Raw genomic sequence first — 23,746 nt, 5'->3', positions numbered from 1 at the left:
ACAAGGAAGTTTTTCGGTCCATCTGCTTCATGTGACGAAGACATTATTCTTTCGGCGTCCTTACAACGAGCACATCGCATTTCGCATGGCGGACGATGTTTTCGGAAACGCTGCCGATCAAGAGCCGTTCGACAGCGTTTAAACCGGTCGCCCCGCAAACGATGAGATCGGCTTTGTATTTCGGAGCGACGTCTTTGGCGATTTTCACTTTCGGCGAGCCGAATTCGACCGCGATGTCCACATCGTCGAGCCCGGCGGCGATGGCTTCGTTTTTATACCGTTCCAGAAGTTCGTTCGCATATTGCTCCGACCGTTCGGCGAGGGCGTAATCGTGCGCTTCCACGGTTGTGAACCCGCGCAAATCGATGATGTGGGACAAAATGAGTTTCGCTCCGTTTCGCTTGGCGATTTGGATCGCTTTTTTCAACGCCCATTCCGCTTCTTTCGAGCCATCGACGGCGACGACGATCGTTTGGTAGGTCATGGTCATGTTCTCCCCTCCCTTTGGTTAAAAATGCTATCTCTATATATGGTATACCCATCGCCCTTTGACGAGAAACTAGGCCATATATTGAGATTTTGTGAACAGGGGAGGAAGAGCAATGGAAAAGCGGTATAACGACTGGCAGTACGATGAGGAGGAAGTGCGGACGATCACCGAGCAAATTACCGAGTCGTATGAAAGCGGCATTGTTGACGAGGATGAATCGTATTACGACCCGCGCCGCGAAGTCGGCGAATAGCCATAGCGCCTGCGCGTTATGGTTATTTTTTTGTATTCGCTCCGGTTTGTAGTAAAGTAAAAATGAGACAGCAAATCGCGACGAGGAGGGAGAAGGGTGCGGCACGCCTTGATTACGGCCGGAGCGAAAGGATTGGGGAGAAAAGTGACCGAGCTGCTGCTTGATAAAGGCTACTCGGTGACGGTGAACTACCGGAGCGATGAACAGGCGGTGCGCTCGCTTGCCGAGAAGTACCGCGGCGCCGCTGACCGCCTCCAGTTTGTGCAGGGAGATGTGACGGACAAAAACGATTTAGCGGCGCTTGTGGACGCCGCCATGGAGCGGTTTGGCCGCATTGACTGCCTCATCAACAATGCAGGGCCGTACATTTTTGAACGGAAAAAGCTGGCCGATTATACGGAAAACGAATGGTACGAAATGATTGAAGGCAATTTGAGCTCGGTCTTCCATTTAGTGAGAAGGACGATCCCGATTATGCGAAAACAACGGTTTGGCCGCATCATTACGTACGGATTTCAAGGAGCGGCGGATGCCCCGGGCTGGGTGCACCGTTCGGCGTTCGGCGCGGCGAAAGTCGGGCTTGTATCGCTGACGAAAACGATCGCCCTGGAAGAGGCGGAATATGGCATTACCGCCAATATGGTGTGCCCAGGCAATATTGTCGGCGCCATGAAAGAGGCGGGGATCGCCGACGCCCGCGCCAGGCGGGATGCGGAAACGCCGGTCGGACGCCCGGGGACTGGTGAAGATATCGCCCGCGTGATCGCGTTTTTATGCGAGGACGACTCGGATTTCATCACCGGCGCCGTCATTGACGTCACCGGCGGAGCGAACGTCATTTACCGCCACCTTTTCCGTTGAGAACAGCGCCTCCTCCTTTTTCGTTTGCTTTTGCGCGAAACGGGGCACAATAAAAGAAGAAGCGGGAAGGAAAAAGGAGGAAAAAGTAATGAAGATCGGCATTCCAAAAGAAATCAAAAACAATGAAAACCGCGTCGCCATCACTCCGGCAGGCGTGATGACGCTCGTCAAAGCGGGGCATGACGTGTATGTGGAGACGGAAGCCGGCGCTGGGTCGGGTTTTTCCGATTCCGAGTATGAAAAAGCCGGGGCAGTGATCGTGACGAAAGCGGAAGATGCCTGGGCGGCGGAGATGGTGTTGAAAGTGAAAGAACCGCTGGCTGAGGAGTTCCGCTATTTTCGCCCCGGATTGATTTTGTTTACGTATTTGCATTTAGCCGCGGCCGAAGCGCTCACGAAAGCGCTCGTCGAGCAAAAAGTGGTCGGCATCGCTTACGAGACGGTGCAGCTTGCGAACGGCTCGCTGCCGCTGTTGACGCCGATGAGTGAAGTCGCCGGCCGCATGTCGGTGCAAGTCGGCGCCCAGTTTCTCGAGAAGCCGCACGGCGGGAAAGGCATTTTGCTTGGCGGCGTGCCCGGGGTGCGGCGCGGCAAAGTGACGATCATCGGCGGCGGCACAGCGGGGACGAACGCGGCGAAAATCGCGGTCGGCCTCGGGGCGGACGTGACGATTTTGGACATTAACGCCGAGCGGCTGCGCGAGCTCGATGATTTGTTCGGCGACCAAGTGACGACGTTGATGTCCAACTCGTATCATATCGCCGAGTGCGTGCGCGAATCCGATTTGGTCGTCGGCGCCGTCTTGATCCCGGGGGCGAAAGCGCCGAAGCTTGTGACGGAAGAGATGGTGCGCTCGATGACGCCAGGCTCGGTGTTGGTCGACGTCGCCATTGACCAAGGCGGCATTTTTGAAACGACCGACCGCGTCACGACGCACGACGATCCGACATACGTCAAGCACGGCGTCGTCCATTACGCCGTCGCGAACATGCCGGGCGCTGTGCCGCGTACGTCAACATTCGCGCTTACGAACGTCACGATCCCATACGCCTTGCAAATCGCCAACAAAGGCTACCGCGCCGCTTGCCTCGACAATCCGGCGCTGTTAAAAGGGATCAACACGCTCGACGGGCACATCGTGTACGAAGCGGTCGCGGCGGCGCACAACATGCCGTATACGGATGTTCATTCGTTGCTGCAGGGATGAAACAATGAAGATGGAGCCGCCTTGATGGCGATGAGAAAACAAAGCTGTCCGAATCGGCTTGGGGATCGGGCCGGTGGACAGCTTTTTTGATGCGCTCATTCGCGGCAGCTTTTGCCAATGGCCTCTCTCGTTAAACAATGATCAACTCCTTCGAAAACGACGTCAACACCTCAACCCCATGATCCGTGACCGCGACGTCGTCTTCAATGCGCACGCCGCCGATGGATGGGACGTAAATGCCTGGTTCGATTGTAAACACCATGCCGGGGGCGAGCGGTTCGTTGTTGGCGCCATGAAGCGATGGGTATTCGTGGATCTCGATCCCTAAGCCGTGCCCGACGCGGTGGGTGAAATAGTCTCCGTAGCCGGCTTGTTCGATGACGTTTCGGGCGGCGCGGTCGATCTCGCCCATCGCGGTTTGCGGGCGGCAGGCGTCGATCGCCGCCTGCTGGGCGCGCCGAACGGTATCGTAAATGAGCCGCTGTTCGTCGCTTGCCGTCTGACAGACGACGGTGCGGGTAATGTCGGAGCAATACCCATCGACGATGACGCCCAAATCGAACAGCACGAAATCGCCTGGTGCGACCGCCGCCGTTCCCGGCACGCCGTGCGGATCGGCTGATTTTGCGCCCGTGAGCACGGTCGTGGGAAACGACATCCCTTCAACGCCGAGTTTTTTCAGCTCATATTCAATAACGGCGACAAGTTCGAGCTCTGTCACGCCCGGGCGGATGGCCGAGACGCCGATTTCGATCGCTTTGTCGGCAAGTTCCGCCGCCTGGCGCAACACCTTCATTTCCTGCTCATCCTTGATCAGGCGAAGCTGGCGCAGCTTTTCTTCGGCGTCGTGCCACTTGGCGTTTGGAAACAATGCCGAGAGACGCTCGAAACGGGCGAACGACAAATGGTTTTTCTCGATGGCAATCAAGCCGGGTTTTGCGCCGCGCGCTTCGAGATGGCGCCCGATCTCTTCCCATGGGTCGGTGCTGTCGTCGTAGCCGATCACCGTATACCCAAAGCCGCTCCGGCGGGCGCGCGGGACTTCCATTTGCGGACAGACGAGCGCGGGCTCGCTGTCAGGGAAGACAAGCAATGCAAGCAGCCGCTCGTGTGGATCGCAAAAAAAGCCGCTCAAATAAAAAACGTTGGCGCTTGACGTAATGAAGGCAAATGAATCATCATGATGTTGAAGCCATGATGAAAAAGCATCCAGCCGTTGGTTCATCGTTCCCTTCCTTCCTTTTTTCGTGATCGTCCATTTTGAGCGTATCAAGAAACGGGCCGTTTGTAAATGGACAGGAGGGAAAAGAAGGGAATGGATGGGCGGCGGCGAATCATGTGTAGTGGAAAGGAGAGATGTGACGATGAAAATCAGCTACCATGGCCATTCGGTCGTCCGCATTGAGACGAACGGAAAAACGATTTTGATCGACCCGTTCATCACCGGCAATACGACGACCGATTTGAACGCGGCGGATGTGAAAGCGGATGTCATTTTGTTGACGCACGGGCACGGGGATCATGTCGGCGATACGGTTGAAATCGCCAAGCGGAACAACGCCCTTGTCGTGGCCACATTTGAGCTGGCGACGTATTTAAGCTGGCAAGGCGTCGAGACGTTTGGCATGAACATCGGCGGGGCGCGCGAATTTGACTTTGGCACGGTCAAGTTCACGCAGGCGTTCCACAGCTCCGGGTTTGTGACGGACGACAAGCAAATCATTTATTTAGGCATGCCGACCGGCATTTTGTTCACGTCCGAAGGCAAAACGATCTATCATGCCGGCGATACCGGGCTGTTTTCCGACATGAAGCTGATCGGCGAGCGCCATAACATCGATGTCGCCTTTTTGCCGATTGGGGACAGCTTCACGATGGGGCCGGAAGACGCGGCGGTCGCCGCCGAGTGGCTCGGGGCGAAACTCGTCGTGCCGATCCATTACAACACGTTCCCGCCGATCACCCAAGACCCCGAGCGGTTCGTCTCGCTCCTTCCGCCGGGCGTCGGCCGCGCGTTGAAACCGGGGGAAAGCATCGAGCTGTAACAGAGGCGCTCTTCCCGCTTTGGGAAGGGCGCTTTATGATGGCCGGCGCGACCGTTGAATCCCCGCCGCCAGGCCCGTTATAATGAAAGTAACAAACGCGTAAAGGGTGAAGAACCGTTGGCGACAAAACACGAGCAAATTTTGGAATACATCCACCGGCTGCCGATCGGCGAGAAAATTTCTGTCCGGCAGATCGCCAAGGAAATGGGCGTAAGCGAAGGGACGGCGTACCGGGCGATCAAGGACGCCGAGAACAAAGGGTATGTGAGCACGATTGAACGCGTCGGCACGATCCGGATTGAGAAGAAACGGAAGGAAAACATTGAGAAGCTTACGTACGCCGAGGTTGTCAACATTGTGGACGGCCAAGTGCTTGGCGGACGTGAAGGGTTGCATAAGACGCTCAACCGTTTTGTCATCGGCGCAATGCAGCTGGAGGCGATGATGCGCTATACGGGCGCAGGGGATTTGCTTATCGTCGGCAACCGGACGAAGGCGCACGAGCTGGCGCTTCAGGCGGGGGCGGCCGTGCTCATCACCGGCGGGTTTGACACGGCCGACCACGTGAAAAAGCTCGCCGATGAGCGGCAGCTGCCGATCATTTCGACGAGCTATGACACGTTTACGGTCGCGACGATGATCAACCGGGCGATTTACGACCAGCTCATCAAAAAAGAAATTGTGTTGGTCGAGGATATTCTCATTCCGCTTGACAAAACAGCGTACTTGCGCGTCCATGATCCGATTGAGCGGTGGTATGCGTTGAACAAAGAGACGCGCCATAGCCGGTTCCCGGTCGTCGATGATGAGCTGAAAGTGCAAGGGGTTGTGACGGCAAAAGACGTGCTGGATGTCGACCGGCAGCTGCCGATCGAAAAGGTGATGACGAAGCAGCCGATTACGGTGAACGGAAAAACGTCAGTGGCGTTTGCTTCTCATATTATGGTATGGGAAGGAATTGAGCTTCTCCCGGTGGTGGATGACTATAACCGGCTGCAAGGGATCATCAGCCGCCAAGACGTGTTAAAAGCGCTGCAAATGGCGCAGCGCCAGCCGCAAGTCGGGGAGACGATCGATGATCTCATCACCGCCCAGTTTCGTGAGTCAGGCGACAAAGAAACGCTGTTTCGCTGCACGATCACGCCGCAGATGACGAACTATTTAGGGACGCTCTCGTACGGCGTGTTTACGACGATCGTCACCGAAGCGGCGGCGCGCATGCTTCGCGCGTACAAACGCGGCGATTTGGTGATGGAAAATATCACGATTTACTTCATCAAGCCGGTGCAAATCGACAGCACGGTCGACGTGCGGGCAAAGCTTTTAGAGCTCGGGCGCAAGTTCGGGAAAGTGGATGTCGAAGTGTATAACGAAGGCGATCTTGTCGGCAAAGCGATGATGATGTGCCAGCTGATCGACCGATAAACGGTAAAGGAAAAAAAGGATGTCCACTTCCTTATGGGAACATCCTTTTCCTTTATCGTTGACCGGCGCATACGCCAAACGGCATTACCCTTGTTTTGCCGCTTCCTTTGCCTCTTCGACCGCCTGCGGCAGATAGCAGCGGTAGGCGCGGTAGCCGGCCCAAACGCTCCCGAAGCCTAAGGCGATAAAAATGGCGCAGATGATATAGGTCACGGTTGTCTGATACAAAAACAATTGGTTGATCCCGAACAAGGCAACGAACAGTCCAAGCGCCATGCTCGATTTCGCTGAGAGAAAGCGGCGTTCCATCGGGCGCTGGGAGCGGACGTAGCGGATTTTATAATAGACGTAAAACGAAAAGGAAAATATAATGAAAATAACCAAGGCTGGCATGGTTGGGTCCCTCCGTTGTTCATTTCTTTTTTCATTGTACATAGAAGCAGGGAAAAATGCCAGCGGTTGAATATGACAGGTGACTAAAGGGGAAGAACGAATGAAACCGGTTCATCAACAAATTCTTGATGCGATTCGTGAATTTGACACGATCATCATCCACCGCCATGTTCGCCCGGACCCGGACGCGTACGGGTCGCAAGGCGGGTTGGCGGCGTTGCTTCGGGCGTCGTTTCCGGAAAAACGAGTGTATGCGGTGGGGACCGATGACCCATCGTTATCATTTTTACGACAAATGGATGTCATTGACGATGCCGTTTATGAACAGGCGCTTGTGATCGTCTGCGATACAGCCAATGAGGAGCGGATTTGCGACAGCCGCTATCGGCTCGGGCGAAAGCTCATTAAAATTGACCATCACCCGAACGACACGCCGTATGGCGACATTATGTGGGTCGATACCGCCGCCAGTTCGACAAGCGAGATGATTTATGAGTTTTATTTGGCGGGGAAAGAGGAAGGGTTGACGATGACCGCTGAGGCGGCGCGTCTCATTTACGCCGGCATTGTCGGCGATACGGGCCGCTTTTTGTTTCCGCGCACAAGTGAAAAAACGTTCCGCTACGCTGGGGAGCTCATTTCGTACGGTTTTTCGCTGACGGAATTGTACGACGGATTGTATCGGACGAGCTTGCCGCTCGCCCGCTTAAGCGGTTATGTGCTGTCGAACTTTATGATCGAGGAAGGGGTGGCGGCTGTGAAAATGCCGCGGGCGCTGCTTGGGGAATACGGCGTCACCCCGCTTGAGGCGTCGCAACTCGTCAGTTTGCTCGGCAATATTGACGGCATTGTCGCCTGGGTGTTTTTCATTGAGGAAGAACGGGAAATCCGCGTCCGCTTCCGTTCCAAAGGGCCGGTCATCAATGTGGTCGCCAAACGCTACGGCGGCGGCGGCCATCCGCTCGCAGCCGGTGCGTCCATTGCTTCTTGGGAGGAAGCGGATCGCGTGATTGAAGACGTAAAAGCGGTTTGCCGGGCTGAGCGGTGACGGAAACGGGTGGTTTTAAAAAGTTGTTGTTTCAAATGAAGCGTCATGTTGATAGGAGAAGGCGTCCCGAAGGCTTTCGGGACACCCTCTTTTCCCGCAAGACGCGCTTGTTTGGCACTCCACCGCGGCGGAATGGGGCGGCAAGGTGCGCTCTACGGAAGCGGCGTCAGTTTGACTTCGACGGCCAACAAGGTAAAGATCGTGAGTGTGTGAAGTTCAAGCCGGTATGTCTTCTCGTGGATCGTATACGTTTTGTTTTCAATTGCCCGCTCAATCAGTTCGCGGCTGTTGTACACTGTTTCGATATCTTTCGCAATCAAATGGGACAAATCTTCTTTGACGCTGTCTTCAATGCGAAACGTCGTGTATGAATCAAGTTTATATTGCTCGGCGTTGGCGAGATGGACGGAAACGTCCTGCACGGTCAGCTTTTTTTTCATTTCCTTATTGTAATGAATATAGTCTTCCTGCCAAATGCGAATTTCGTTTTGCAAATCGGCGATCTGTTCGTTGAGCTCATTGACGTGTTGCACTTGTTTTTCCTGCAAGACGCCGAAAATATACAAAAAGACAAACCAACTGATGAGCGCTCCGATCGCCGCGCCGGCGAAAAAGCGCTGCCATGACGGGTATTGGTAATACGGAGGAATTCTCATGGCGAAATGTGCTCCTGCGTCAGCCACGTGATGATCGCCACTCCGGTCTGTGCTCCGCCCATGGCGGACAAAATGAGCAAAAATTGCCGCACGATGTCTTTCGTTTCCCCTAAAAACAGCCCTCGCTCAACGACGTAAAACGTGTCAAACGTCCCGCCGATGGCGGCGACGACCGCCCAAATGCGCAAATCGCCGGCAAATCGGTACATGGCCGTCAGCGGCTGGCCGCCGCTCAAAAACGCGCCGAGCGCGCCGATGATGGCGCCGCCAAGCAGCACGCCGACGGCGATAAAATAGCTTTGAATAAACGCCGGCAAGAAGGCCGCTTTTTCGTTCATGCGTTTCCCCGCCCTTTCTTTCTCTCTTATCTATGTATATCAATAGGGTGGACGGAGTATGTAGCCGAAAGAAAAGTTTTCGCCCGTCAAGCGCACGGATGAGGGAGGGATGGTCATGATGTTCGTCCACTTGCATGTGTTGAGCGGATACAGTTTGTTTCAAAGTGCAGCGGCGGTGGAGGCGCTTGCAGCGAGGGCGAAACAGCTCGGCTATCAAGCGCTCGCGCTCACGGACCGGAATGTGTTGTATGGCGCTATTCCGTTTTACCGGGAATGCAAGCAGAACGGCATTCGCCCGATTATCGGCGTGACGGCTGATGTCGCTCTTTCTGGGGAGGAAGCGTTCCCGCTCGTGCTGTTGGCCGCCAATGAAGAGGGGTATCGCCATTTGCTTGAAATCAGCACCATGATGCAAATGGGGGAAACAAAGCATATGGAGGAAGTCGCTCTTGTACGCTTAAGCGGCGGCATCATCGCCATCACTCCCGGAAGCGAGGGACGCGTCGAGTCGCTTGTGGCCGCCGGCGAATGGGAGCGGGCGAAAGAGGCGCTTGGCCGCTATCATCAGCTGTTTCCAGGACGGCTGTATGTCGCCGTTCAGCGCGGCGAGCAAACGCGAGCCCCATATGAAGCCGGGTTGTTGCAGCTGGTGGAGGAAACCGGCGTCCCGATCGTGGCGACGAACGACGTCCGTTACGTGGAGCGCAGCGATGCCGTGGCGTGGCGTTGCTTGCAGGCCATCGGCCGCGGCGCGCTGCTCGCTGACATTGAGGACGATAACGGCCGCTATTTGGCGGGGCCAGAGGAGATGGCGCGCCGGTTTGCGGACTTGCCGGAGGCGCTCGAGAACAGCCTGGCGATCGCCGATCAATGCGAGCTGCAGATCGAGTTTGGCGGCTGGCGGCTGCCGGCGTATCCCGTTCCGGACGGAGAGACGGCCGACAGTTATTTGCGCCGCTTATCGGAACAAGGGCTCGCCCGACGCGTGCCGTCGGCCGATGAGCGCTACTGGCGTCGGCTTTCGCATGAGCTGGATGTGATTCAGTCGCTTCATTTCAGCGACTATTTTTTGATCGTCGCCGATGTGCTCGCCTACGCCCGCCGGCGCGGCATCTTAACCGGCCCGGGCCGCGGTTCGGCGGCCGGGTCGCTTGTCGCCTACGCATTGTCGATCACCGATGTCGATCCGATCAAGTATGGGCTTTTGTTTGAACGGTTTTTAAATCCGGAGCGGGCGTCGGTGCCGGATATTGACTTGGATTTTCCTGATGACCGGCGCGAAGAAGTGATTCGCTATGTGGCGGATAAATACGGGCGCGACCGCGTTGCGCAAATCATTACGTTCGGTACGTTCGGCGCCAAAGCGGCGCTGCGCGAGACGGCCAAAGCGCTTGGCGTCCCTGGGCGGGAGGCGGAACAGGTCGCGGCGCTGCTGCCGAGCAAACAAAGTGTGACGCTCCGCCAATGGCATGCCGAGTCCGCCGCTTTTCGGCGCGCGGTGGCAGCGGTTCCGCAAGGGAGAGAGTGGCTGGCTGTTGCGCAAAAACTGGAAGGGCTGCCGCGCCATACGTCGATCCACGCTGCTGGTGTCATCATCAGCCCGGAGCCGCTCGTTCGCTTCGTGCCGCTGCAGCCAAGCCATGGCGAATGGCCGCTGACGCAATACGCGATGGGGGCGCTTGAAGCGCTTGGATTGCTGAAAATTGATTTTCTCGGTTTGCGCACGCTCACGTTGATCGAGCAGATCGTGCGTTTGATCGAGCGGCAGACAGGAAAGCCGTTTGACATCCGCACGTTGCCGCTCAATGATGAAAAAACGTACGCGCTGCTTGGCGCTGGAGATACAAACGGCATTTTTCAGCTGGAATCAAGCGGGATGAAGCGCGTGCTCGCCGAGCTGCGGCCGTCGCAATTGGAAGATGTCGTCGCCGTCAATGCCTTGTATCGGCCAGGGCCGATGCAAATGATCCCCGTTTACATCCGGCGCAAGCGCGGGGAAGAGCCGGTGTCCTATGCCCATCCTGATCTTGAGACGATTTTGGCGCCCACATACGGGGTGTTGATCTACCAGGAGCAAATTATGCAAATCGCCGCCCGGCTTGCCGGATTTTCGCTCGGACAAGCGGACGTGCTTCGCCGGGCGGTGGCGAAAAAAGAGAAAGCGCTGCTTGCTGAGCAGCGTCAGGCGTTTGTCGCCGGCTGCGTGGCGAACGGCTATCCGAAAGCAGTCGCCGAGGAACTGTACCGACACATCGTCCGCTTTGCCGATTACGGCTTCAACCGAAGCCACGCGGTCAGCTATGCGATGTTGTCGTATGCGATGGCGTATATGAAAGCTCATTACCCGCTTTGTTTTTATGCGGTCATGCTCACCAATGCTTCCGGCGACCGAGAAAAAGCGGCGGTATACTATTGGGAGGCGGCGCGAAAAGGGATCAACGTCCTTTTGCCGTCGGTCAACAAAAGCGGTTTTCGCTCTTCCGTGGAGGGGAGCGCCATTCGCCTTGGGCTCGCGATGGTGAAGCAAGTCGGCTCGGCGGCGAAGCTGATTGTCGAGGAGCGGAAAGCGAACGGACCGTTTGCCGACTTCTTTGATTTCGCTGCTCGCCTGCTGCCAAAAGGGCTCGGGCGCCCGGCGCTCGAGGCGCTCATTTCCGTTGGGGCGTTTGACGAGTTCGGTGCAGATCGGGCTTCGCTTCTTGCCAGCATTGACATTGCGATCGAACATGCGCAATGGGTTCAGGCGCTGCAAGCCGGAGGGCTGTCGTTAAAACCGAAATATGCTGCCGCACATTCGTGGCCTTTGTCCGAACGGCGGCGGCGGGAAGCGGAGTTTCTTGGCTTCGCCGTCACCCCGCATCCGGCGGCGGTGTGCCGCCCGTTGCTGCAAGCGGCGGGGGCGGTGTGTGTTGCCGATGTACAAGGTCCGTCAACTGTAGTCGGGGGAGCGGTCGTCCGCATACGGAAAACGAGAACAAAGCAGGGTGAAGAAATGGCGTTTTTCACCGTCGGCGATGAGAGCGGGGAATTGGAGGCGGTGGCGTTTCCGAACGTTTACCGCCGCGCGGCGGACATATTGAAAGAAGGGCAGTTTGTATTGCTTGCCGGAACGATTGAGGTGCGCGGCGGACGGCGTCAGCTCATCATCCGCCGGGCCGAACGCTTGACGGCGTCGGCGTTGTATATCGACGCCAGCCGCCAAGACAAGGCGCGTCTTGCCGCGCTGAAGCCGCTGTTGGAACGACACCAAGGCCGCACTCCGGTGTATTTGTACGATGAAGCGAAGCGAAAGCTTCTCCGTCTTCCCGAGCGGTATGCGGCCGATCTCACCGCCCCGCTTGTCGATGAACTGCTTTCCTTGTTCAGCTTCGGACGCGTGGTCGTCAAGTAAATCGCTCTTTACTATTTCATTATTTTGTTATATCGTATAACCATTAGGTGGTCAGACCAGTGGATGAAGCGAAGGAGAGGGGTCATTGTATCAAAGAGGAGAACGTGTATGCCGAGACGTTAAAACATATCCGCCGCATGATGGCGGAAGACAACTTAGCCCCTGGCGACAAGCTGCCGTCGGAGCGCGAGCTGGCCGAACGGCTCGGCGTCGGGCGTTCATCGGTGCGCGAGGCGTTGCGGGCGCTTGAATTTCTCGGCTTGATTGAAACGCGGCGCGGCGAGGGGAGGTATAGGCGTGAGGTCGGCAGCCACCAGCTGATCGACCTGTTGGCGATGTTTTTGTTGGAAAACGAACGGGCGAAGGCCGATTTGGCGGAAACAAAATGGCTCATCGAGCGCCTGTTGCTTGCCCTTGCGTGTCGGCGCCGGAGCGCGGAGGACGTAGACGAGTTGAAAAAAATCGTTCGTCAAAAACCGATTGATTTCGCGCGGTTTTTCGAGACGGTGGTGGAAGCAGCTGGCAATGTTTTGCTCGCCCGCATTTGGCGGGTGCTGTCGGGGTTTGCCGCTTCATTTGCGCCCGAGCCGCCCCTTGCCGACGCCGGTTATGAACAGTTGCTTGCCGCTTTGGAAAGGCAAGATCCGGCGGAGACTGTCGCCGTTTGGGAGGCGCAACGGCCTTCGCCGTTGTCGAAACAGGCCGGACATCGTTTGACAAACAATGATGTCCATTTTCGATAAAGTAGTAGAGAGGCGAAAACGCAAAGGAGGGGCTCCCTCGTGTGGAAAGACTTGTTTGTGAAAAAGAAAAAGTATGCACCGCTGCCTTCAGAACAAGCGAGGCATGAAGTGCCGGAAGGCGTGATGACGAAATGTCCGCAATGCAAGAAAATTATGTATACAAAAGAGTTGATCAAAAATTTGCGCGTTTGCCTAAGCTGCGGCTACCATCATCCGATGCCGGCGCGTGAACGGATTGCAAGCCTTCTTGATGACGGCAGCTTCCGCGAGTATGACGCCGATATGATCTCGGTCAATCCGCTCGGCTTTCCGGGCTACATCGAAAAACTGGAAGAAGACCGGCGCAAGTCAGGGCTGAACGAGGCGGTCGTCACCGGCGAAGGGGCGCTTGACGGCCATCCGCTCGTCATTGCTGTCATGGATTCATCGTTTCGCATGGGCAGCATGGGCTCGGTCGTCGGCGAAAAAATCACCCGCGCCGTCGAACGGGCACGCGAACAGCAGATGCCGTTTCTCATTTTCACCGCTTCCGGCGGCGCCCGCATGCAGGAAGGGGTGTTGAGCCTCATGCAAATGGCGAAAACAAGCGCGGCGCTCAAACGGTTCAGCAACGACGGCGGCTTGTTCATCTCCGTCATGACCCACCCGACGACCGGCGGTGTATCGGCGAGTTTCGCCTCGCTTGGGGATTATAACTTTGCCGAGCCGGGGGCGCTCATTGGTTTTGCCGGCCGCCGCGTCATCGAGCAGACGGTGCGCGAAGAGCTGCCGGACGATTTCCAGACGGCGGAGTTTTTGCTGAAGCACGGGCAGCTTGATGCCGTCATTCACCGCCACGAGCTGAAAGAAACGCTTGCGGTCGTCTTGGATCTTCATCAAAAAGGAGGGGAAGAGGGATGGTGGCGGAATTAGAATTCGAAAAGCCGCTTGTCGAGCTGCGCCGCAAAATTCAAGAGTTGAAAGAGTTCATGAAAACGGCGGACGTCGATTTATCGGCGGAAATCGAAAAGCTTGAGGCGCGCCTCGCCAAGCTGGAAAACGAGATTTATGCGAATTTGACGCCGTGGGACCGCGTGCAAATCGCCCGCCACCCGCAGCGGCCGACGACGCTCGATTACATCGAGCGGTTGTTTACGAACTTTCTTGAGTGCCACGGCGACCGCTGCTTTGGCGATGACGAGGCGATCGTCGGCGGCATCGCCAAATACGACGGACTCCCCGTGACGGTCATCGGTCATCAGCGCGGCAAAGATACGAAAGAAAACTTGCGCCGCAACTTTGGCATGCCGCATCCGGAAGGATACCGGAAGGCGTTGCGGCTCATGAAGCAGGCAGAAAAGTTTTCGCGGCCGATCATCTGCTTTATCGACACGAAAGGCGCCTACCCGGGCAAAGCGGCCGAAGAGCGCGGGCAAAGCGAGGCGATCGCCCGCAACTTGTTTGAAATGGCTGGGCTCACGGTGCCTGTCGTCTGCATCGTCATCGGAGAGGGCGGAAGCGGCGGGGCGCTTGCCCTTGGCGTCGGCAATCATATCCATATGCTTGAAAACTCGACGTACTCGGTCATCTCGCCGGAAGGGGCGGCGGCGATTTTGTGGAAAGACGCCTCATTGGCGCAGCGGGCGGCGGAAACGATGAAAATCACCGCTCATGACTTAAAGGCGCTCGGCGTCATCGATGAAATCATTCCAGAAGTCAAAGGCGGCGCTCATCGCAACGCCGACGAGCAGGCAAAAGAAATTGACCGCGTGCTGCGCCGTTCGCTCAAACAGCTGTTGGCGCTTGACGGCGAAGAGCTCGTCCGGCAGCGCTATGAAAAATTTAAACAAATGGGCCAAGTGTCGTTTTTGCCGGAAACGATTCGGGCAAGATAAGGAAAAAGCTGTCTCCGTCGTGGGACAGCTTTGTTCTATCGTGAAAAAATCCACTTTTGTAAGCCGTTTCAGCGATCGCTTCTATATTGTGTTCCGCTGTTGTTCATGGTACATTAGGGATGTTCAAGAAGACGTATGAGGTCGGACGTGTGCAATTCGATGCAAACGAGGTGGAAATGATGAAACGGATTGGTGTGTTGACAAGCGGCGGCGACTCGCCGGGCATGAATGCGGCCATTCGCGCTGTCGTCCGCAAAGCGATTTACCATGGGGTGGAAGTGTACGGAATCTACCACGGGTATGCCGGGTTGATCGCCGGCAATATCAAAAAGCTGGAAGTCGGGGACGTCGGGGACATCATCCATCGCGGCGGCACCATCCTTTATACCGCGCGCTGCCCGGAGTTTAAGACGGAAGAAGGACAGAAAAAGGGGATCGAGCAGCTGAAAAAGCACGGCATTGAAGGGCTGGTCGTCATCGGCGGCGACGGGTCGTATCAAGGGGCGAAAAAATTGACGGAGCACGGCTTCCCGTGCGTCGGCGTGCCCGGGACGATCGACAACGACATTCCAGGCACCGATTTTACGATCGGTTTTGACACCGCGCTCAATACGGTCATTGACGCCATTGACAAAATCCGCGACACGGCGACGTCGCATGAGCGGACGTACGTCGTCGAAGTGATGGGCCGCCATGCCGGCGATATTGCGCTATGGTCGGGGCTTGCCGGAGGGGCGGAGACGATTTTGATTCCGGAAGCGGACTACGACATGGACGACATCATCGCTCGCTTGAAGCGCGGCCATGAACGCGGCAAAAAACACAGCATCATCATCGTCGCCGAGGGAGTCGGCAGCGGCGTCGACTTCGGCCGGCAAATTCAAGAGGCGACCGGCTTTGAGACGCGCGTGACGGTGCTTGGCCACGTGCAGCGCGGCGGATCGCCGACGGCGTTTGACCGCGTGTTAGCGAGCCGCCTCGGCGCCCGTGCGGTCGAGCTGCTCCTTGAAGGCAAAGGCGGCCGCTGCGTTGGCATTCAAAACAACCAAATCGTTGACCATGACATTGCCGAAGCGTTGGCGAAAACACATACGGTCGATCAGCGGATGTATACATTGTCGAAAGAGCTGTCGATTTAATTCCCGAGGGGAAAGGAAGAAGAAGTGATGAAGCGGAAAACGAAAATCGTCTGTACGATCGGGCCGGCAAGCGAGAGCGTAGACAAGCTCGTGCAATTGATCGAAGCGGGGATGAACGTGGCGCGCCTCAACTTTTCGCACGGAGATCATGAGGAACACGGGCGGCGCATCGCCAACATTCGCGAGGCGGCGAGGCGGACGGGCCAAACGGTCGCCATTTTGCTCGATACGAAAGGCCCGGAAATCCGCACGCACAATATGGAGAACGGCGCCGTCGAACTGAAGGAAGGGGCAAAGCTCATCATTTCGATGAGCGAAGTGCTCGGCACGCCGGAAAAAATTTCCGTCACCTATCCGGGGCTGATCGATGATGTGTCCGTTGGTTCGAAAATTTTGCTGGACGACGGGTTGATCGGCCTTGAAGTCAACGCGGTCGACAAGCAAGCTGGAGAAATTGTCACGACCGTCCTAAACACCGGTGTGCTCAAAAACAAAAAAGGGGTCAATGTCCCCGGCGTGCGTGTCAATTTGCCGGGCATCACCGAGAAGGACCGAGCCGATATTTTATTTGGCATCCGCCAAGGCATCGACTTCATCGCCGCCTCGTTTGTGCGACGGGCGTCTGATGTGCTCGAAATCCGCGAGCTGCTCGAGGCGAATGACGCCTTACATATCCAAATTATCGCGAAAATTGAAAATGAAGAAGGCGTCGCCAACATCGATGAAATTTTGGAAGCCGCCGATGGCCTCATGGTGGCGCGCGGCGACCTTGGCGTTGAGATTCCGGCTGAGGAAGTGCCTCTCATTCAAAAAATGCTCATTAAAAAGTGCAACATGCTTGGCAAACCGGTCATCACGGCGACGCAAATGCTCGACTCGATGCAGCGCAATCCGCGGCCGACGCGGGCTGAGGCGAGCGATGTCGCCAACGCCATTTTTGACGGCACCGACGCCGTCATGCTTTCCGGAGAAACCGCAGCCGGCCAGTATCCGGTCGAAGCGGTAAGGACGATGCACCAAATCGCGCTCCGCACCGAGCAGGCGTTGGAGCATCGCGACATTTTGTCCCAGCGCACGAAAGAGAGCCGAACGACGATCACCGATGCCATCGGCCAATCGGTCGCCCACACAGCGCTCAATTTGGATGTCGCGGCGATCGTGACGCCGACGGTGAGCGGAAAAACGCCGCAGATGGTGGCGAAATACCGCCCGAAAGCCCCGATCATCGCGGTGACATCAAACGAAGCGGTCTCGCGGCGGCTGGCGCTCATTTGGGGCGTGTATACGAAAGAAGCACCGCATGTCAATACAACCGATGAAATGCTCGATGTGGCGGTCGACGCGGCAGTGCGCTCCGGCTTGGTGAAGCACGGCGACTTGGTCGTCATCACGGCCGGCGTGCCGGTCGGCGAAACGGGATCGACGAACTTAATGAAAGTGCACGTCATCAGCGACTTGCTTGCCAAAGGGCAAGGCATCGGCCGCAAGTCGGCATTCGGCAAGGCGGTCGTCGCCAAAACGGCAGAAGAGGCGTGCCGAAAAATGGTAGAGGGCGGCATTTTAGTCACCATCAGCACCGATGCCGATATGATGCCGGCGATCGAAAAAGCGGCGGCGATCATCACCGAGGAAGGCGGGTTGACGAGCCATGCGGCGGTCGTCGGCTTAAGCCTTGGCATTCCGGTCGTCGTCGGGGTGGAAAATGCCACAAGCTTGTTTAAAGATGGGCAAGAGATCACGGTCGATGGCGGCTTTGGCGCCGTCTACCGCGGCCATGCGAGCGTGTTGTAACGGACGTTGCAGCAAAACAGGGTGTCCCAAAAGCAGCGGGACACCCTTTCGCATCGTCCTATATACCCATTAAACATCTTTGTGAAACGAAAGATTGTATTCCTATTATAGAAAGCCGAGCTTTTGAGACAGCTCCCTTCGATTACGTGGCCGGCTTGCCGATAATAAAGCGCCAAAGATCACGAAAAACATTGGCGCTATGGAGCGTGCGGATGATGACAAGCGCGACGGGGCCGGCAATCAAGCCGAGAAAGCCGAGCAGTTTGAAGCCGACGAACAAGGCGATGAGCGTCGCGAGCGGATCGAGGCCGATCGTTGAAGAAAGCACTTTCGGCTCCATGATTTGCCGTTGGACGAGGACGACGACATACAGCACGCCCAATCCGATGGCAAACGGAATGTCGCCGCTAGCCATGGTGTAAATGATCCAAGGAACAAATACAATCCCCGTTCCCAAATATGGCAAAAGATCGACGAACCCGATGATCAATGCGATCGTAATGGCGTAATCGACGCGCAAAATAAGCAAGCCGATCAACACGATGACCGTCGTAATCGAAATGAGCGTCGCCTGCGCTTTGATAAAGCCAAACAGCGCCCGCTTTAAATCAAGAAACACCGTTTTTCCGCTTGTGCGGGCTTTCGTCGGCAGCCATTGCTGCGCCATGCGCATCAGACGGTGCCAGTCTTTGCTGATGAAAAACGTCGCCAACAGCGAAAAAATAAACACGGTCGCGGCATTCGGCAGCCAGGCGAGAAGCTGCGGAATGTTTTGCAGGATGCTCTGGACAAATTCACCAACCGTCGTCCCAATTTTTTTTCCGACGGCTTGAATGTTTTGCATAATCGTATCCTGTTGGGCGGCGCTTAAACTTTTAAACATCCCGGCCAAATCTTTGTAAATCGGGATGATTTGGTCGGCGACGAACGTCTCCATGTACGTGATCAATGCTTGAAATTTTTCCGGCACGACGCGGGCTAAATATTGCGTTCCCGAAACGATTTCGGCAACAAGAAGCGTGACCAAGCCGGCGACCGCGGCAAACAACATGATGAGCGTGACGCTGACCGCGAGCCAGCGCGGCATTTTCGCTTTCCGCTCCAAAGCATCGACGAGCGGGTTGATGATCATCGCGATGAAAAAGGCGATGATGAACGGATACGTCACCGTCGCGATGTAGTACATAGCGATGGCGCCGAGCGCGACAGCGGCGATGACAAGAAAAAAGCGCAAAAAGCGATCAACATAAACTCGGGACAATGTTTCACCTCCAACGACGTTCCATATTGATATATTACACGTTTTCTTACGGGGAAGCAAAAAGACAAGTTTCATAGGAAAGGACGGACGACCGTGAACGAACCGGTGTTGTTTTTATTGTTGTTGCTTGCGCTCGGCTTTCTTGCGAAAAACAAGTCGCTTATTGTCGCCGTCGTTGTGCTGTTGGCCATCAAACTTGTCGGCTTGGATCAAAAAGTGCTGCCGATCATTCAGTCCAAAGGGATCAACTGGGGAGTGACGGTCATTACGATCGCCGTGCTCGCTCCCATCGCTTCTGGGGAGATCGGCTTTCGGCAGCTTGTCGGCTCTCTGCAGTCGTTGTCGGCCTGGGTGGCGCTCGCATCTGGCATTTTTGTCGCCTTGATCGCCAAAAATGGAGTAACGCTCCTTGCCAATGACCCGCATATGACCGCCGCGCTTGCATTCGGCACCATCCTCGCGGTTTCGCTGTTTCATGGGGTGGCGGTTGGTCCATTGATCGGCGCTGGCATTGCCTATACGGTCATCAAAATGGTAGAATATTTTTGATCATCAGGCGGTGTGTGGGATCCTCCGTTTTGAGATGAATCGATTTCCATTTTATTCCTGATCATCATTTCTTTTGACGTGTGACAGCTGACAAAAGTCTGATAATTGTTTATAATAATAAACGTGAGTGAGTTTTCGGCCAAGCATTGTGCAGCTGTTGCGACGGGGCGGTTGTCGCCGGCGTCATGTAAGCACTTTCGCGCGCGCGTTTGTTTTTGCCTCCATTTCGAGCAAGCGCTCATCGGCCATCGGTCGTTATGGCCGGAACTTATGAAGAGAAGGGGAGATTGAACATGACAGTAACCCGTGGGTTAGAGGGAGTTGTGGCCACAACTTCAAGCATCAGTTCGATCATCGATGACACGTTGACGTATGTCGGTTATGACATTGACGATTTAGCCGAAAACGCTTCCTTCGAAGAAGTCGTTTATTTGCTTTGGCATCGCGAACTGCCGACGAAAGAGCAGCTTGAGGAATTAAAGAAACAGTTGGCGGAAAACGCTGAAATTCCAAATGAAATCATTGAACACTTCAAGCTGTATCCGATTGACAAGGTGCATCCGATGGCGGCTTTGCGCACCGCGGTATCGCTTCTCGGCTTGTATGACGAAGAGGCGGATGTGATGACGAAAGAGGCGAATTATCGGAAAGCCATTCGCCTGCAGGCGAAAATCCCGACGATTGTCACCGCCTTCGCCCGCGTGCGCAAAGGGTTGGAACCGGTTGCGCCGCGCAAAGATTTGAGCTTTGCTGCCAATTTCTTGTACATGCTGACCGGCAAAGAACCAGACGACATCGCCACGGAAGCGTTCAACAAGGCGCTCGTGCTGCATGCCGACCACGAGTTGAACGCGTCGACGTTCACGGCGCGCGTCTGCGTAGCCACGCTGTCCGATATTTATTCCGGCATCACGGCGGCGATCGGAGCCTTGAAAGGGCCGCTTCACGGCGGGGCGAACGAAGCGGTGATGAAAATGTTGACGGAAATCGGCACGGTCGACAACGTCGAGCCATACATCCGCAGAAAGCTCGCCAACAAAGAAAAAATTATGGGCTTTGGCCATCGCGTTTACCGAAAAGGCGACCCGCGCGCCAAACATTTGAAAAAAATGTCGGAAAAACTGACGAAGCTCGTCGGCGAGCCGCATTGGTATGAAATGTCGACGAAGATTGAAGAAATCGTCACATCGGAAAAAGCGCTGCCGCCGAACGTTGACTTTTATTCCGCCTCGGTTTACCATTGTCTAGGAATCGATCATGATTTGTTTACGCCGATTTTTGCCGTCAGCCGCACCTCGGGATGGTTGGCTCACATCTTGGAACAATACGACAACAACCGTCTCATCCGTCCGCGCGCTGAGTACACCGGCCCAGGCAAGCGGGCGTACGTGCCGATCGACGAGCGCGGCTAAAACAAGTGGACAAGGCGGTGAAGGCGCGCCTTCACGCCTTTTTATAAAAAAACTGCATTGGGGGTTTTGCTCGTGACGCAAGGAGAAAAAATTACAGTCCAAAATGGTGTGCTCAACGTTCCGAACAACCCGATCATTCCGTTCATCGAGGGGGATGGAACCGGCCCGGACATTTGGGCGGCCGCTTCGCGCGTGCTCGAAGCAGCGGTGGAAAAAGCGTACAAAGGTGAGAAAAAAATCGTCTGGAAGGAAGTGCTCGCTGGTGAAAAAGCGTACAAGCTGACGGGCAGCTGGCTTCCGGATGAAACGCTTGAGACGATCCGCGAATACATAATCGCCATTAAAGGGCCGTTGACGACGCCGGTCGGCGGCGGCATCCGCTCGCTGAACGTAGCGCTCCGCCAAGAGCTCGACCTGTTTGTCTGCTTGCGCCCGGTTCGCTACTTCCCAGGCGTTCCGTCGCCGGTGAAACGCCCGGAAGACACCGATATGGTCATTTTCCGGGAAAACACGGAAGACATCTACGCTGGCATTGAATATGCCAAAGGCACGCCGGAAGTGAAAAAAGTCATCGACTTTTTGCAAAACGAAATGGGCGTGCGCAAAATCCGCTTCCCGGAAACGTCCGGCATCGGCATTAAACCGATTTCCGAACAAGGGACGAAACGGCTTGTGCGCGCGGCGATCAACTACGCGATCGAACACGGCCGCAAGTCGGTGACGCTCGTTCATAAAGGAAACATTATGAAATTCACCGAAGGCGCGTTTAAAAACTGGGGTTATGAATTGGCGGAGGAAGAATTCGCCGACAAAGTGTTCACGTGGGCGCAATACGACCGAATCGTTGAAACGGAAGGCAAGGAAGCGGCGAACAAAGCGCTTGCTGATGCGGAAGCGTCCGGCAAAATCATTATCAAAGATGTCATCGCCGACATCTTCCTGCAACAAATTTTGACGCGTCCGCGCGAATTTGACGTCATCGCGACGATGAACTTAAACGGCGACTACATTTCCGACGCGCTGGCCGCTCAAGTCGGCGGCATCGGCATCGCGCCGGGGGCCAACATCAACTACGAAACCGGCCACGCGATTTTCGAAGCGACGCACGGCACGGCGCCGAAATACGCAGGGCTTGACAAAGTCAACCCGTCGTCCGTCATTCTCTCGGGCGTCATGATGTTTGAGCATCTTGGTTGGAACGAAGCAGCGAAATTGATCATCAAAGCGATGGAGAAAACCATCGCCGCGAAAATCGTCACGTATGACTTCGCCCGCCTGATGGAAGGGGCGACGGAAGTGAAATGCTCCGAATTTGCTGATGCGCTCATCCGCAATATGGACTAACCTTTGAAGGAAAGGGATGGCAAACGATGGCGATGAAACGGAAAAAAAATCTCGGTGATCGGCGCCGGATTCACGGGGGCGACGACGGCGTTCCTTTTGGCGCAAAAAGAGCTCGGCGACGTCGTGTTGGTCGATATTCCGCAGCTTGAGAACCCAACGAAAGGGAAGGCGCTCGATATGCTCGAGGCAAGCCCGGTGCTCGGCTTTGACGCGAATATCATCGGCACATCGGATTACGCTGACACAGCCGATTCCGACATCGTCGTCATCACAGCAGGCATCGCCCGCAAGCCGGGCATGAGCCGCGACGATTTGGTGACGACGAACCAAAAAATTATGAAGCAAGTGACGAAGGAAGTCGTCAAGTACTCGCCGAACTGCTACATCATCGTCTTGACGAACCCGGTCGATGCGATGACGTATACGGTCTTTAAGGAATCCGGATTCCCGAAAAACCGCGTCATCGGCCAGTCGGGCGTCTTGGATACGGCGCGCTTCCGCACGTTCGTCGCCGAGGAGCTGAACATTTCGGTAAAAGATGTCACTGGGTTTGTTTTAGGCGGCCATGGCGATGACATGGTGCCGCTCGTCCGCTACTCGTACGCCGGCGGCATTCCGCTCGAAAAACTCATTCCGAAAGATCGTTTGGACGCCATCGTTGAGCGGACGCGCAAAGGCGGCGGTGAAATCGTCAACCTGCTCGGCAACGGCAGCGCCTACTACGCACCGGCCGCCTCGCTTGTCGAAATGGTTGAAGCGATTTTGAAAGACCAGCGCCGCATTTTGCCGGCGATCGCCTACCTTGAAGGCGAATACGGCTATGAAGGCATTTATTTGGGCGTGCCGACGATCCTCGGCGGCAACGGCATCGAGAAAGTGATCGAGCTCGAGCTGACCGAAGAGGAAAAAGCGGCGCTCGCCAAATCCGTCGAATCCGTTAAAAATGTCATGCGCATGCTGGAATAGCGGCGAGGCAAAAATTCGGGCATTGCCCCGGATTTTTGCCCACAGTCAATGAAAGCGCTTTCTAGACAACGAAGGGGTGGGAACATGTTGAAAAAACGAAAGCTCGGGAGACGGATCGGGGAAATTCAAGCGGGGGAAAAGCTCGTGTTCCAAGCCGCCATCGAAGACAAAGACTTGCTTCTTTATCTTGGGCTGACGGATGATGCCAATCCGCTCTATATCCAGCATGATTATGCTTCACAGACGCCGTTTGGAAAACCGGTCGTGCCGCCGGTCATGTTGACGGGGATGATCACTTCCGCGGTCTCCAAATATTTGCCGGGCCCGGGCAGCTACATTACGCGGCAGGATCTTCGCTTTCTCCGCCCAGTTTATCATTATGAAACGCTCGAATTTTTGCTCGAAGTCGCCGATGTCGATGAGGCGGGCCATTGCGTGACGTTGTCCGTCATGGCGACGCGCGGTGCGGAGACGGTGCTTGACGGAACGCTGTCTGTCTGCCCGCCGCATACGTTGCCGCGCCTAGACGGGCGGGTGCTCGAGAACTTTTGACCTCATGT

At 55.8% G+C, this 23,746-nt stretch carries 22 protein-coding genes and 1 pseudogene; 17 read left to right on the top strand and 6 right to left on the bottom strand.

The features are described from left to right. Nucleotides 1–43: 43 nt before the first annotated feature. Nucleotides 44–490 carry a universal stress protein gene (locus GT3570_RS13505; RefSeq protein ID WP_021322122.1) on the bottom strand — a complete coding sequence of 149 codons (447 nt, stop codon included), beginning with the start codon at nucleotides 488–490 and terminating at the stop codon, nucleotides 44–46. A 112-nt stretch (nucleotides 491–602) separates the two neighbouring features. On the opposite strand from GT3570_RS13505, the gene GT3570_RS18780 reads away from it, so the two are divergent. The 3 genes from GT3570_RS18780 to ald all read left to right on the top strand — a co-directional run bounded on the left by GT3570_RS18780 (nucleotide 603) and on the right by ald (nucleotide 2,811). Next, nucleotides 603–743: a hypothetical protein gene (locus tag GT3570_RS18780; protein WP_011232228.1), complete on the top strand. Its 141-nt coding sequence runs from the start codon at nucleotides 603–605 to the stop codon at nucleotides 741–743. Between the two features lie 96 nt (nucleotides 744–839). Further along, on the top strand, nucleotides 840–1,604 hold the full coding sequence (locus tag GT3570_RS13500; protein ID WP_011232227.1) for an SDR family oxidoreductase: 765 nt from the start codon (nucleotides 840–842) through the stop codon (nucleotides 1,602–1,604). An 88-nt stretch (nucleotides 1,605–1,692) separates the two neighbouring features. Next, nucleotides 1,693–2,811: an alanine dehydrogenase gene (gene ald / locus GT3570_RS13495; protein WP_011232226.1), complete on the top strand. Its 1,119-nt coding sequence runs from the start codon at nucleotides 1,693–1,695 to the stop codon at nucleotides 2,809–2,811. Between the two features lie 130 nt (nucleotides 2,812–2,941). Here ald and GT3570_RS13490 read toward each other — a convergent pair whose 3' ends face one another. Next, on the bottom strand, nucleotides 2,942–4,036 hold the full coding sequence (locus GT3570_RS13490; protein WP_023633836.1) for a M24 family metallopeptidase: 1,095 nt from the start codon (nucleotides 4,034–4,036) through the stop codon (nucleotides 2,942–2,944). Between the two features lie 139 nt (nucleotides 4,037–4,175). Here GT3570_RS13490 and GT3570_RS13485 point away from each other — a divergent pair, with 139 nt between their 5' ends. Continuing rightward, nucleotides 4,176–4,856 (top strand): metal-dependent hydrolase, encoded by a 681-nt coding sequence (locus GT3570_RS13485; protein ID WP_062898864.1) that lies wholly within the window; start codon nucleotides 4,176–4,178, stop codon nucleotides 4,854–4,856. Between the two features lie 117 nt (nucleotides 4,857–4,973). Further along, a complete protein-coding gene (locus tag GT3570_RS13480) occupies nucleotides 4,974–6,281 on the top strand; it encodes a CBS domain-containing protein (protein WP_011232223.1) in 1,308 nt (435 codons plus the stop codon). A gap of 84 nt (nucleotides 6,282–6,365) precedes the next feature. On the opposite strand, the gene GT3570_RS13475 is transcribed toward GT3570_RS13480, so the two are convergent. Further along, nucleotides 6,366–6,674 carry a YtpI family protein gene (locus tag GT3570_RS13475; protein WP_011232222.1) on the bottom strand — a complete coding sequence of 103 codons (309 nt, stop codon included), beginning with the start codon at nucleotides 6,672–6,674 and terminating at the stop codon, nucleotides 6,366–6,368. A 100-nt stretch (nucleotides 6,675–6,774) separates the two neighbouring features. Here GT3570_RS13475 and GT3570_RS13470 point away from each other — a divergent pair, with 100 nt between their 5' ends. Further along, nucleotides 6,775–7,722, top strand: coding sequence for a DHH family phosphoesterase (locus GT3570_RS13470; protein ID WP_011232221.1), 948 nt, complete (start codon nucleotides 6,775–6,777; stop codon nucleotides 7,720–7,722). Nucleotides 7,723–7,874: 152 nt separating this feature from the next. Here the strand turns inward: GT3570_RS13470 and ytrI are convergent, their stop codons facing one another. Both ytrI and GT3570_RS13460 read right to left on the bottom strand, forming a co-directional pair. Continuing rightward, nucleotides 7,875–8,378 carry a sporulation membrane protein YtrI gene (ytrI, locus tag GT3570_RS13465; RefSeq protein WP_014196532.1) on the bottom strand — a complete coding sequence of 168 codons (504 nt, stop codon included), beginning with the start codon at nucleotides 8,376–8,378 and terminating at the stop codon, nucleotides 7,875–7,877. After that, entirely contained in the window at nucleotides 8,375–8,716 is a 342-nt protein-coding gene (locus GT3570_RS13460; protein ID WP_011232219.1) for a sporulation membrane protein YtrH, read from the bottom strand. Before GT3570_RS13460 ends, ytrI begins: the two co-directional genes overlap by 4 nt. A 115-nt stretch (nucleotides 8,717–8,831) precedes the next feature. Between GT3570_RS13460 and dnaE the strand changes: the two genes are divergently transcribed. The 6 genes from dnaE to pyk all read left to right on the top strand — a co-directional run bounded on the left by dnaE (nucleotide 8,832) and on the right by pyk (nucleotide 17,654). Next, nucleotides 8,832–12,107 (top strand): DNA polymerase III subunit alpha, encoded by a 3,276-nt coding sequence (gene dnaE / locus GT3570_RS13455; protein WP_062898863.1) that lies wholly within the window; start codon nucleotides 8,832–8,834, stop codon nucleotides 12,105–12,107. Between the two features lie 59 nt (nucleotides 12,108–12,166). Further along, the gene (locus GT3570_RS13450; protein WP_014196530.1) at nucleotides 12,167–12,850 is read left to right on the top strand and encodes a FadR/GntR family transcriptional regulator; all 684 of its coding nucleotides are present in this window, start codon (nucleotides 12,167–12,169) and stop codon (nucleotides 12,848–12,850) included. Between the two features lie 39 nt (nucleotides 12,851–12,889). Then, entirely contained in the window at nucleotides 12,890–13,762 is an 873-nt protein-coding gene (gene accD, locus GT3570_RS13445) for an acetyl-CoA carboxylase, carboxyltransferase subunit beta (RefSeq protein ID WP_011232216.1), read from the top strand. Further along, nucleotides 13,747–14,724, top strand: coding sequence for an acetyl-CoA carboxylase carboxyl transferase subunit alpha (accA, locus tag GT3570_RS13440; protein WP_011232215.1), 978 nt, complete (start codon nucleotides 13,747–13,749; stop codon nucleotides 14,722–14,724). The genes accD and accA overlap by 16 nt, the downstream gene beginning before the upstream one ends. A gap of 179 nt (nucleotides 14,725–14,903) precedes the next feature. Beyond that, complete coding sequence (pfkA, locus tag GT3570_RS13435; protein ID WP_011232214.1) at nucleotides 14,904–15,863, top strand: 6-phosphofructokinase; 960 nt, start codon at nucleotides 14,904–14,906, stop codon at nucleotides 15,861–15,863. Between the two features lie 27 nt (nucleotides 15,864–15,890). Continuing rightward, the gene (gene pyk, locus GT3570_RS13430; protein ID WP_042379944.1) at nucleotides 15,891–17,654 is read left to right on the top strand and encodes a pyruvate kinase; all 1,764 of its coding nucleotides are present in this window, start codon (nucleotides 15,891–15,893) and stop codon (nucleotides 17,652–17,654) included. A 142-nt stretch (nucleotides 17,655–17,796) separates the two neighbouring features. Here pyk and ytvI read toward each other — a convergent pair whose 3' ends face one another. Continuing rightward, nucleotides 17,797–18,915, bottom strand: coding sequence for a sporulation integral membrane protein YtvI (gene ytvI / locus GT3570_RS13425; protein WP_023633466.1), 1,119 nt, complete (start codon nucleotides 18,913–18,915; stop codon nucleotides 17,797–17,799). Nucleotides 18,916–19,008: 93 nt separating this feature from the next. Here ytvI and GT3570_RS13420 point away from each other — a divergent pair, with 93 nt between their 5' ends. The 5 genes and pseudogenes from GT3570_RS13420 (at nucleotide 19,009) to GT3570_RS13400 (ending at nucleotide 23,738) form a co-directional block, all read left to right on the top strand. Next, nucleotides 19,009–19,464, top strand: a complete 456-nt coding sequence (locus tag GT3570_RS13420; RefSeq protein WP_021322131.1) for a DUF441 domain-containing protein — start codon at nucleotides 19,009–19,011, stop codon at nucleotides 19,462–19,464. 293 nt (nucleotides 19,465–19,757) lie between these two features. Next, on the top strand, nucleotides 19,758–20,876 hold the full coding sequence (citZ, locus tag GT3570_RS13415; protein WP_011232210.1) for a citrate synthase: 1,119 nt from the start codon (nucleotides 19,758–19,760) through the stop codon (nucleotides 20,874–20,876). 72 nt (nucleotides 20,877–20,948) lie between these two features. Continuing rightward, the gene (gene icd, locus GT3570_RS13410; RefSeq protein ID WP_011232209.1) at nucleotides 20,949–22,220 is read left to right on the top strand and encodes an NADP-dependent isocitrate dehydrogenase; all 1,272 of its coding nucleotides are present in this window, start codon (nucleotides 20,949–20,951) and stop codon (nucleotides 22,218–22,220) included. 26 nt (nucleotides 22,221–22,246) lie between these two features. Further along, nucleotides 22,247–23,186 (top strand): annotated as a pseudogene (mdh, locus tag GT3570_RS13405) (malate dehydrogenase). Nucleotides 23,187–23,270: 84 nt separating this feature from the next. Further along, the gene (locus GT3570_RS13400; RefSeq protein ID WP_011232207.1) at nucleotides 23,271–23,738 is read left to right on the top strand and encodes a MaoC/PaaZ C-terminal domain-containing protein; all 468 of its coding nucleotides are present in this window, start codon (nucleotides 23,271–23,273) and stop codon (nucleotides 23,736–23,738) included. Nucleotides 23,739–23,746 lie beyond the last annotated feature (8 nt).

It is taken from the genome of Geobacillus thermoleovorans (assembly GCF_001610955.1).
In the GTDB taxonomy this organism is placed as follows: Bacteria; Bacillota; Bacilli; order Bacillales; family Anoxybacillaceae; genus Geobacillus; species Geobacillus thermoleovorans.
This window is presented reverse-complemented; position numbering and strand designations above follow the sequence as displayed.